We start from the raw sequence: 10,322 nt of genomic DNA, 5'->3' as shown, positions 1-10,322 counted from the left end.
CGCACTCAGCGGCTCCCGGGCCGGCTGCGGCCGAGGAAGGCGGCCAGTCGCTCCGTCGGCCCGGCCCCGGCGGGCGGCTCGACGCGCACACCGAACGGTGCCCCGGGGCCACGGAACGCGTCGCTCAGCGCACGGTCGGCGATGGCCTGCGCCTTGGCCACCAGTGCCGGATCGGCTTCGGCAGGCTGCCCGATGGATACGGCCAGGTCCCAGCCGTGCGCGACGGTTTCCATGAGATACCCGCCGACGGCGAGCCCGCCGGGGGCCTCGCCCCAGGGTGCGATGAGTGTGCGGGTCAGCAGTGCATCGTCGGCCCACCGGTCGAGGGCGGCGCTCGACCGTTTCAGGTAGTCCTCACCGGGGCCGTTCGGATCGATATCCGCTCGGGCGGGCAGCGGGCGTGGGTCGGCGCCGGTGGCGGTCGCCACCAGTTTGGCCGGATGGCAGGACAGGTGTTCGAGCAGCGCGCGGACATCGAAATCGGTACAAGGGGTGGGGGAGCTCCACTGGTCGGGGCGGACCGCGGCCATGAGTTCGGCCACCCACTCCTGGGCGGCGGCGAGATCTGATCGGAAATCCGGAATCTGGGTCATAGGAGCAGTCTCAGGCACACAAGGTGACATCTGGTGTCACCTTTTCATGAGATTCTGGGGAAGTGCGCGCGGACCGGTTGCTCCAGATCGTTCAACTGCTACGGCGGCATGGGCGGATGAGTGCCGCCGAGCTGGCCCGACGTCTCGAGGTCACCAAACGCACGGTGTTGCGCGATATGGAGTCGCTGTCGGCCGCCGGTATCCCGGTGTACGCGGAACGTGGCCGCGGTGGCGGATTCGCCCTGGTCCCCGGGTTCGAACCGGATGCCGAGCAACTCACCGCGGAAGAAGCCCGTGCGCTCTTCGTCGCGAGCGGGCGCGGTACGGCCGATGCGCTCGGTCTGGGGAACTCGTTCTGTAGCGCCCTGCACAAGCTGTCCACCGCGCTGCCCGACGAGCAGCACCGGCTGGTCACGCATGTGCGGGATCGGATAGTCCTCGATACCGGCGGATGGCACCGCGAACCGGTGGTGCTGGACGCACTGGCCGCGGTGCAGGCCGCGGTGCTCGACGACGAGCGGATCCGGATCCGCTACCAGTCGAGGCAGGCCGTGGCTCCCGGAGACCGGACCGTCGATCCCTGGGGGCTGCTCCAGGTCGGCACGACCTGGTATCTCGTCGCCGCCCATCGGGGCCGGCCGCGCAGCTATCGGGTATCCCGGATCAGCGCCGTGCGCCGGCTCGGTGAACCGAGCCGGCGGCCGCCGGATCTCGATCTGCACGAGGTGTGGCGGCAGATGCGCGACGACTTCCGCGGGGCACCCGCCACCGAGATCGTGCTGCGCGTGCACCGGGCGCGACTATCGCTGGTGTTGCGGTCGCTGGCGGTGACCGCGCTCGGTGATCCCGAACCCGTCCCCGGCGAGCCGGATGTGTACCGGCTGCCGGTGCGCAGTGTGGAAGGGGCGGCGGCCATGCTGGTGGGTTTCGGTGCCGAGGTCGATGTCCTGGCCCCGGCGGAGTTGCGGGACCGGATCATCGCGATCGCGGAGGCCGCCGGCGCTCATCATCGGACGGCGGCGGGGCAGCCGAATCCTGCCGAAGCGCTGGACGGGCGAAATCCTTGTTGACTCTCCATCTACTGGAAGGTTCAGGCTGATTGCCGTGAGTGACCACCACGCACTGTTCACCATCGGTGAGTTGGCCCGCCGCACCGGACTCTCGGTGCGGACCATCCGGTTCTGGTCGGACTCCGGAGTCGTACCGGCGACCGGCCGATCGCCGTCGGGCTACCGGCTCTACGACAGCGAAGCGGTGGCCCGGCTCGATCTGGTGCGCACGCTCCGCGAGCTGGGTCTGGACCTGCCGACTGTGCAGAAGGTGTTGCGGCGGCAGGCCACCGTGGCCGAGGTCGCCGCATCGCACGCCCGCGCGCTGGACGCCGAGATCCGCACCCTGCGGATCCGGCGCGCGGTGCTGCGTTCGGTCGCTCATCGAGGAAGCTCGACCGAGGAGATGAGAATCATGCACAAGATGGCCCGACTGTCCGCCGCCGAACGCCAACGGCTGATCGACGACTTCGTGGACGCCATGTTCGACGGGATAGCCGACGACGCGCCGGGAGCGAATATCGCCCAGGGGATGCGAATGCTCCCCGCCGAACTGCCCGACGACCCGAGCCCGGAACAGGTGGATGCCTGGATCGAATTGGCCGAACTGGTCGCCGACGCCGACTTCCAGGCGCGTTGCCGGCAGATGGCGGTGACCGGTGCCACCGGTGATACCGGGCCGGAGGCCGCGATCGACCCGGCGCGGGTATCCGAGCACGCCCGCCGCGCGCTCGACGCAGGCGTGACACCCGAATCAGACCGGGGCCGAGAGGTACTGGAACAGATCATCGACGCCGATCTGCCCGCGGCGGAACGCCGGCGACTGGCCGACCGGACGGAGGTGTTCACCGACCGCCGGGTCGAGCGGTACTGGGAACTGCTGGCGGTGCTCAACGGCTGGCCGCGGCGGGAACCCCTGGTACCGGCCTGGGAGTGGGTAATCGCCGCATTGCGTGCCCACGCCTGATCCGCGTCTCCGGTGTGGTGACATCATCGCCGCACCGGAGACGACTTCTTCCGGAACATCCCGACGGTTTCATCCTGCCGATTCGAGCCTGGCCCGGACCTCCTCGATATGCCCGGCCAACTCTGCCTCGTCGATGACTCCTCTGGCGATCAGCGAATGCGCCAGCGCGACGAGCTGATTCTCCGGGAACGGCAGCGCCGGATACACCTCCTCGGTGAGACGGTCCTCCTCGTCACGCCGGGCGAGCAGCGGTAGCGCCGCCCCTTCGCGGTCGAGGGCGTCGCATAGCCCGTCCAGACTCGATTTCCACGGTGGCGACGGGTTCTCGACGCCGTACTTGCCGGCCATCCGTGACCACACCTGCCCCCGGGCGATCATCTCCTCCAGCAACCGCACTCTGACCCGCGTGACGTCCTCGCTCACTGGCATCTGTTGTCCTCCGGTCCGTCAGTAGTTCTGCGCCGGGTGCACCGCGGTGTGTACGGGGCGTTCCACGTCCGCGGTCCGTCCGGGTTTGGGAAGAGCCACACCGATCAAGCAGTCACGTGTCACGATCTCGGCGAGCTGCTCCTCGGTCCAACCCTGCGTGCCGTCCGGGCGTACCGGCAGGACCATGAACCGGTGCTTGGAATTGGAGTCCTCGACCCGTATTTCGACGTCTTCGGTGAGGTAGAGGCCGAATTCGGCGAGAACCTGGCGCGGCCAGCGGACGAGCCGGCGGCGGTAGTTCGGCGTCCGGTACCACTCGGGCGAATTCCCGAGCAGCGGACGGGGATAGCAGGAACACAGACTGCAGCACACCACGTGATGCAGCGTCGGCGTGTCCTCGAGAACGTGCAGTGCGGTGAAATCGCTGGGCGTTCCGAAGCCGGTCGGTTTCAGCCAATCGATGCCGACCTCATGGCATGCGGTGATGGCGTCGTCCAAGGCGAGCTGCTTGAAATCGGGGTCGGACCATGCCTTGGCGACGAACCGGGCGCCCGGCGCCGGACCCAGCTGCTCGAAATACTCGGTGTACCGGCGGTGGTCCTCGGCGGTGAACAAGCCCTTTTCGATAGCGAGCTCGCGTAGCGCGATCTCGAGCACCTCGAAATCGGTGACCTCCTCCACCATCGGCGCGGCATGCCGGGGAGCTTCGTCGTCCTCACCTTCGTTCGATATCCCGCTCATCGTGTTCCTCTCACTGAGGTGTAACCCGGTCTACGAGATCGCCTGGAGCCAGGGCTCCGATATTTCCGCTTGCAAGGTGTCGCCGGGGGATCCCTGGTAGGGATCCCACAGATCTGTCATTTCGAAGCGCACGATATAGAACCATTCGGGGCGCCGGTCCTCGCGGTCGAACGCCTCGTCCTCCGGTATCGGGCTCTCGTAGGACACTTTGACGACCGTCCCCGGTTTACCGCGCAAATACTCCTGGGTACGGGTGTAGAAAATAGTCGGAAGGTCACGCACCAGTACCCGGTCGCCGACCCCGAACCGGGGAGCGTCCGCTTGCCCCGCAAAACATTGGGGGTCGCCGTGTCCGACCGCGTCACGGTGATGAATATTCCGGACCACCGCGGTACCGTCTCCGGCCCCGCGGGGCGCGGCTTCCAACGGTCCGGAACTGCCCGCGCTGCGCTCCCGGACCTCCTGGGTGCGTTCGAGCAGTTCACGCAGCGTGATATGCCGCTTGTCGATGAGGCAGCGAGCGACGGCCAGCACCCACCGGCCGTAATAGGGAAAACCGAGATACTGTGTCCGCCCCACATCGACATTTCCCAGCCGGCGGCGTTCCTCCGAAGTCCAGATGCCCCGCCAGCCCAGCACCTCACAGGTGATGAACGTATTGAGCTCCCAGACCTCCTCTTCCTTTTCCTCGAAAACAGCCGGTGCGTCGGGTTCCCCGCCCACATCGTGCGGGGTTTTCATGAATGCCCGGAAAGCGCGTGATCGATCTGATCCGGGTAGGGCCAATCGCGGAGCTGGTGTAGCGCGACGCGCAGCTGACTGACGTAGTCGTCCATGACCGAATTTGCCATGATCGCCATCTCCCTGAAGTGGGTAGGTCGCCATCAACCATAACGGGGGTCGATCGGACTCCCCGGTTTCGAAACCATCAAATCTGTGACTCGGTTCCGAGGGTGCCGACCGGCCGATACTCCGGTTCGATATCGGTACCCCGGCGGCGTAGGGAAGACGCCCGGCCTCTCTCTCCCGGTTCCCCGGCGCGTGGGTCCCGGTCGCGGGCGGAGTCCGGCGCGGAAGCGTCCGATGGCAGCTCCGCCCGAATCCCTGCCGGTGGGTCTCGCCGGGCGTATCAGGGGCCGCTTCACGTGGTGCGGAGGGATGGACGTGGTATTCGCAGCGACGCGCCGAGAACTTCGACACACCGTGATGGGAGATCAATTCCTTTGCAGCACAGAGGTTTACGGATATTGTCGCGCAAATGGTCGGCTCCGCGCACGAGGCGATGCACCGCCTCTTCCAACATGACCCCGGCGTTTTCGCACGGGCGTTCCGCGCTCTGGAACTCCCCTTCGACGACCCGTCGGAGGTCGCCGTTCTCACCAACGATCTCACCGAGATCCATCCGCTGGAGCGCCGGGTCGATACCCTACTGCGTATCACGCCGGTCGTCGGCGCTCCGTTCCTGCTGCTGGTGGAGGCGCAGAGTCGTAAAGATCGGGACAAGCCGAGCGCGTGGGCGTACTACCTGACCTATCTGCACGCCAAGTATCGGCTCGGCGTCGTACTACTGGTCGTATGTCAGGACACCGCGACCGCCGAGTGGGCCGACCAACCGATCACCATCGGACTGCCGAACTGGCCCACGGTCACGGTGCGTCCCTTGGTGCTCGGGCCGCACAATGTCCCCGTTGTCACCGATCCGAATCTGGCTTCGGCCGATATTCCGCTGGCCACGTTGTCGGCGATTACGCATGCCAAGGATGCCGGTGTCGATGCGATACTGAGAGCGCTTGCCGAGGCCCTGCACGGCCTGGGCAACGAAGAAGACCTCCACGTCTTCGCCGAACTCACCGAACTCGGGCTCGCCAACACGGCGGCCGCGGATACCTGGAGCAAACTGATGAGCGTGGATCTGTCGTTCTACCGATCGAAGACGTCCCAGCGCCTGCGCGCCGAGGGGCGTGCCGAGGGGCGTGCCGAGGGCCGGGTCGAAGGCAAGCTCGAAGACGTGATCGACAAGACCCTGCGGCTGCTGCAAACACGAGGAATCACAGTCCCGGCAGCGGCCGAGGAACGAATCCGGAGCTGTGCGGATCTCGACCTCCTCGACCGATGGTTCGATCGGGCGATTACGGCTTCGGATATCGCGGAGGTGTTTGCCGACTGAGGCCGGAACCGGAGGGCTGAAGAGCGGGTGAGCCGGTAACCCGGCTGTACCGCCAGGGCGGCCCGGTGCGACGGCCGGGGACATGTCCGGCTGTGGTGATCGACGCCGGAGCGACGCCACCACAGTCCACCGCCCGACCGGTCAGAACTCCCAGTCCTCGTCCTCGGTGTTGACCGCCTTACCGATGACATAGCTGGAACCCGAACCCGAGAAGAAGTCGTGGTTCTCGTCGGCATTGGGGGACAGGGCCGACAGGATGGCCGGGTTGACCTCGGTCTCGTCCTTCGGGAACAGGCCCTCGTAGCCCAGGTTCATCAGGGCTTTGTTGGCGTTGTAGCGGAGGAACTTCTTGACGTCCTCGGTGAGGCCGACCTCGTCGTAGAGGTCCTGGGTGTAGTCGACCTCGTTGTCGTAGAGCTCGAAGAGCAGCTCGAAGGTGTAGTTCTTCAGGTCGTCGCGTTCGGCCTGGGTGACCTGTTCGAGCCCGCGCTGGTACTTGTAGCCGATGTAGTAGCCGTGCACCGCCTCGTCACGGATGATCAGGCGGATCATATCGGCGGTGTTGGTGAGCTTGGCGCGCGAGGACCAGTGCATCGGCAGGTAGAAGCCGGAGTAGAACAGGAAGCTCTCCAGCAGAGTGGAGGCGACCTTACGCTTGAGCGGATCGTCGCCGCGGTAGTACTCGAGGACGATCTCGGCTTTGCGCTGAAGGTTGCGGTTCTCCTCCGACCAGCGGAAGGCGTCGTCGATCTCCCGGGTCGAGCACAGGGTGGAGAAGATGGAGCTGTAGCTCTTGGCGTGCACCGATTCCATGAACGCGATATTGGTGAGCACCGCCTCCTCATGCGGGGTCAGCGCGTCGGGGATGAGGCTGACCGCGCCGACGGTGCCCTGGATGGTGTCCAGCAGGGTGAGGCCGGTGAACACCCGCATGGTGAGTTGTTTCTCGTCGGCGGTGAGAGTGTTCCAGGAGGGGATGTCGTTGGACACCGGGACCTTCTCCGGCAGCCAGAAGTTACCGGTGAGCCGATCCCAGACCTCGGCGTCCTTCTCGTCGGGTACCCGATTCCAGTTGATGGCCGAAACCCGATCGATGAGCTTCATGCTGCTTCCACACCCTTCCCAACGAATCCGACGACTGCCCTGCGCGTGCCGTAACACTACCCCTTGGGGGTCGAATCACCGAGCGCCACCACAACTTGTGTTTTGCGCGTCGAATGCGCTAGGGAGCGGCAGGTTTCGGCGCGCGTGGACCGCAGGCGCCGAGCGTACTTCAGTCGTCGGTCGGCGGTTTGTGGTGGCCGTCGGATCCGTTGTCCCCCGAGGAGGACGGCGACATGGCGAGACCGAAGGCCAGGCCGAAGCCGATACCCAGCCCGACGCCGAGTGCCACATTGTCGAGCACGACCAGGCCGAGCGGGATTCCGATCGCCAGTCCGATGACGATCCCGATGGCCAGCCGGTTCGCGAGTGAGCGATCACCCTCAGCGTTGGCGCCCATACTTCGACGGTACGCCCATCAGTGCCGCTCACCTGCGGAAACGTGGTCTCGGAACGATTGATGTCCGATTGCGGACCGGTGGCTCGAGCACTGGACGGCGGCGGCCTTCGGGATGCGGAACGCGGTCAGTTGGCCGACGCCCCGGCCCGCGGGCCGCCGGGCGCGCTGCCGGAGGACTCACCGCCGCCGGGTGGAGCACCGCCGGGCCCCGCGCCATCCGCGGACGGTTCCGGCGGGGCGCCGGACCGCCCCGGACCGCCCTCGGCGTGATTCGCCGACTTCTCGGCCACGCCGATGGTCAGAGAGATCTGCATCCCGCTTGCCGGATCGCCGGTCACCGTGGCCAGCTCGGCGTCCCAGCCGTCCCCGAAGACATTGTCGGCGGCCAGCGTGACCTCCGCCAGGTTCGTCAGGCTGCGGGCATAACCGGAGTCGGCGTCGAACACCCGCTCGCACGCCTCCTGGGGCAGCGCGATCTGTGAGGTCAGCCGGGCGTTCTCGCCCGCGACCGCGGTCTGCAGGCTGTCGTAGACCTCGAAGTGGATATGCGGCCAGCGGCCCGAATAGCAGGCCGGGAAGATCGAGGTGAAACTCACCTGCCCGGCTTCGTCGGCGACCTGGACCCCGCGCAGATAGTTCTGCTCGGTGATGCCCCGGCCGTAGAGCGAGTATTCGCCGTCGCGATCGCAATGCCACAGGTAGAGGGCCATTCCATGGCAGGCGGCGCCGTCGCGCGCGAGGTCCTGCAGGGTGAGCCGGATGGTCACCGGGACGCCCGCGGCGGTGCCGGTATACGAGCCGAAACTGCCGGTGATATCGGAGCGGACGACACCGGACTCGACCAGTACGTTGGGGCCATTGGAGCCGTCCCCCGGATACGGTCCGGCCGTCTCCTGCGGGGCGGCGGCGACCGCGGTGCCGCTCGCGGCGGCGGTCGATGCCGAACCGGTGGCGGTGGCGCCGGTGCCGGACGAGCAGGCCGCGGCCGCGGACGCGGTCCCGACCGCGCCCATGATCCACAGCGCCCGCCGCCGGGACAGCATCACCGACATATCGTGGGCGAGCCCGAGATCGTGTTCGTGGGGTAGTTCCGTTCGCGGCCGATCAGGTCGTTTCCGCACGTGTGCACCTCTTTTCGATGGGGTGACAACCACGGTAGGAACGCTGTCTGGCGGATTACTGGAGCCGCACTGTGAGTCCTCTGTGGACCGATCGCCACCCGCGCGGCGCCCGACTATCGGGCTCCGTAACCGGCCGGCCTGCTCACCGTGGGCCGGTCGCGTGGGTCACCCGCCGGCCCCCGGCACCGCCGGCGAACTCGTCGAAGTAGCGGCCCGCCGAGGACGGATTGCAGCGGTAGCCCACCGGCCGCTTGCGCGACGGTCACATACGTGCGGGTATGCGGGCCGGTATCGGTAGACCGCGAGCCGATCGGGTGTGCGCGGGAAGCCTCAGTCCAGGACGTAGGCGTTGAGGGTGTCGCGGATATCGGTGAGAACCGCCCGCGCCGCCGTGAGACCGGTGGTATGCCAGAGCGCGTCGTCGACGACGAAGGTGCGCTTGTCGCTCACCGCGCCGAGTTCCTCCCACGGCTCCGAACGCATCACCGATTCCCCGTGCTCCTGCCCGTCCGGGCCCGCGAACAGCACATAGATCAGATCGCCCTCGGCGTCCATCGGATCGGATTCGTCGATCGGTGCCGAGGTCTCCCGCTGCGCGGAGGGCCGGGTGGCGCCGGTATCGGCGAGGACCTGCGCGGCAAAGGTCTCACTGCCCAGATACTCCGTACCGTCCGGAGTGAAACGCACGATCGAGGCCTGGACGAAGCGGGCATGGAGAGTGGCGCCGGTATCGGCGGCCTCGGTGTGATAGGCGTCCAGCGCCGCCGCGGCCGCCCCCTGCCGGCCCATCGCGCCCGCGAACGCGGTGAACTGCTTCTCCCAGTCCGGCTCCTCGCCGATCAGCACCGTCGGGGCGATCGCGCTCAGCGCCGCGAAGTCGGCCCGGCCGGCGGGGACCTCACCGATGATCAGGTCGGGGTCCAGTTGGGCGATGAGTGCCGGGTCGGGGTCGGCAGCGGTACCCACACCGGGAATCTCGACGACCCCGTAACCCAGATAACCGGGCTGCGGTACGGGGCCCGGGACCGTCGTCGCGCCGACCACCCGCTCCCACAGGCCGACCCCGCACGTGGCGTCGAGTGCGGAAGTGCCCAGCACCACGATGCGCTGCGGATCCGCCGGGACCCGGGACTCACCCGACGCGTGGCGGACGGTGCGGGCCGGCCCATCGGCCGGATCGGGAGCCGACGGCAGCGGGCAGGCCTGCGTGGTGTCGCGTTCGATACCGACCACGCCCGCCCCGGCAATATTCGTCGTGGTGCGGACGATGGAGGCCGAATCGTCGGGATGACTCGCGCACGCGGACACCGCCAGCGCGGTGCAGGCGAGCACGGCACCCAGGAGCCGGCCGATCCGGCCGGTCCGCCCGGGAATCCGGGGCTCACGCGCGGCGGGGATGTGGACAGCGGGGCTCACCGGCATGCCGGGAAGGGTACACGGCTGTGTTTTTTGGCGCCGCCTTCGGCGGCGCGGGGTTGAGGCCCCCTTGTGTCTCGCCGTTTCGACCTCGAGACTTGCGCTTCGCGCGGGCGCTTTCGAGGCCGAAACGGCGAGACGGGCCTCAACCCTTTGAGGTGCCTCGTAAGACTCGGCTCGTGCGGGTTGCGAGACTTGGCTCGTGGGGGTTGCGAGACTTGGCTCGTGGGGGTTGCGAGACTTGGCTCGTGGGGGTTGCGAGACTCGGCTCGTGCGGGTTGCGTCCGGTGTGTGTGGCTTCGCCGCATGGCTGTGCGGTGGGCCGTCCATGGAGGGCG

Annotated in this window: 10 protein-coding genes and 1 pseudogene; 3 read left to right on the top strand and 8 right to left on the bottom strand. The window is 67.4% G+C overall.

The annotated features are described in order from the left end of the window. Window positions 1-5: 5 nt before the first annotated feature. A complete protein-coding gene (locus tag ON38_RS18205) occupies window positions 6-593 on the bottom strand; it encodes a TIGR03086 family metal-binding protein (protein ID WP_051164928.1) in 588 nt (195 codons plus the stop codon). A gap of 62 nt (window positions 594-655) precedes the next feature. Here ON38_RS18205 and ON38_RS18200 point away from each other — a divergent pair, with 62 nt between their 5' ends. Both ON38_RS18200 and ON38_RS18195 read left to right on the top strand, forming a co-directional pair. Then, a complete protein-coding gene (locus ON38_RS18200; RefSeq protein ID WP_281004621.1) occupies window positions 656-1,663 on the top strand; it encodes a helix-turn-helix transcriptional regulator in 1,008 nt (335 codons plus the stop codon). A 34-nt stretch (window positions 1,664-1,697) separates the two neighbouring features. Continuing rightward, on the top strand, window positions 1,698-2,609 hold the full coding sequence (locus tag ON38_RS18195; protein ID WP_039826027.1) for a helix-turn-helix domain-containing protein: 912 nt from the start codon (window positions 1,698-1,700) through the stop codon (window positions 2,607-2,609). Window positions 2,610-2,678: 69 nt separating this feature from the next. On the opposite strand, the gene ON38_RS18190 is transcribed toward ON38_RS18195, so the two are convergent. The 3 genes and pseudogenes from ON38_RS18190 to ON38_RS18180 all read right to left on the bottom strand — a co-directional run bounded on the left by ON38_RS18190 (window position 2,679) and on the right by ON38_RS18180 (window position 4,630). Further along, a complete protein-coding gene (locus tag ON38_RS18190; RefSeq protein ID WP_039826026.1) occupies window positions 2,679-3,038 on the bottom strand; it encodes a hypothetical protein in 360 nt (119 codons plus the stop codon). Between the two features lie 18 nt (window positions 3,039-3,056). Then, the gene (gene scnC, locus ON38_RS18185; protein ID WP_039826025.1) at window positions 3,057-3,779 is read right to left on the bottom strand and encodes a thiocyanate hydrolase subunit gamma; all 723 of its coding nucleotides are present in this window, start codon (window positions 3,777-3,779) and stop codon (window positions 3,057-3,059) included. A 30-nt stretch (window positions 3,780-3,809) separates the two neighbouring features. Beyond that, window positions 3,810-4,630, bottom strand: a pseudogene (locus tag ON38_RS18180) (SH3-like domain-containing protein). A 407-nt stretch (window positions 4,631-5,037) separates the two neighbouring features. Between ON38_RS18180 and ON38_RS18175 the strand changes: the two are divergent. Then, window positions 5,038-5,946 carry an RpnC/YadD family protein gene (locus tag ON38_RS18175; protein WP_039826024.1) on the top strand — a complete coding sequence of 303 codons (909 nt, stop codon included), beginning with the start codon at window positions 5,038-5,040 and terminating at the stop codon, window positions 5,944-5,946. Between the two features lie 141 nt (window positions 5,947-6,087). Here ON38_RS18175 and nrdF read toward each other — a convergent pair whose 3' ends face one another. From nrdF to ON38_RS18155, 4 genes are all read right to left on the bottom strand, one after another. After that, entirely contained in the window at window positions 6,088-7,050 is a 963-nt protein-coding gene (gene nrdF, locus ON38_RS18170; protein WP_039826023.1) for a class 1b ribonucleoside-diphosphate reductase subunit beta, read from the bottom strand. A 169-nt stretch (window positions 7,051-7,219) separates the two neighbouring features. After that, window positions 7,220-7,447 carry a glycine zipper domain-containing protein gene (locus tag ON38_RS18165; RefSeq protein ID WP_039826022.1) on the bottom strand — a complete coding sequence of 76 codons (228 nt, stop codon included), beginning with the start codon at window positions 7,445-7,447 and terminating at the stop codon, window positions 7,220-7,222. A gap of 125 nt (window positions 7,448-7,572) precedes the next feature. Continuing rightward, window positions 7,573-8,499 (bottom strand): dioxygenase family protein, encoded by a 927-nt coding sequence (locus ON38_RS18160; protein WP_039826040.1) that lies wholly within the window; start codon window positions 8,497-8,499, stop codon window positions 7,573-7,575. 399 nt (window positions 8,500-8,898) lie between these two features. Further along, a complete protein-coding gene (locus ON38_RS18155; protein WP_083872777.1) occupies window positions 8,899-9,990 on the bottom strand; it encodes an ABC transporter substrate-binding protein in 1,092 nt (363 codons plus the stop codon). Window positions 9,991-10,322 lie beyond the last annotated feature (332 nt).

The sequence above is a fragment of the Nocardia testacea NBRC 100365 genome (genome assembly GCF_000308775.1).
Lineage (GTDB): Bacteria > Actinomycetota > Actinomycetes > Mycobacteriales > Mycobacteriaceae > Nocardia > Nocardia testacea.
The sequence above is the reverse complement of the archived record's forward strand: the minus strand, read 5'-3'. Positions and strand labels throughout refer to the sequence as shown.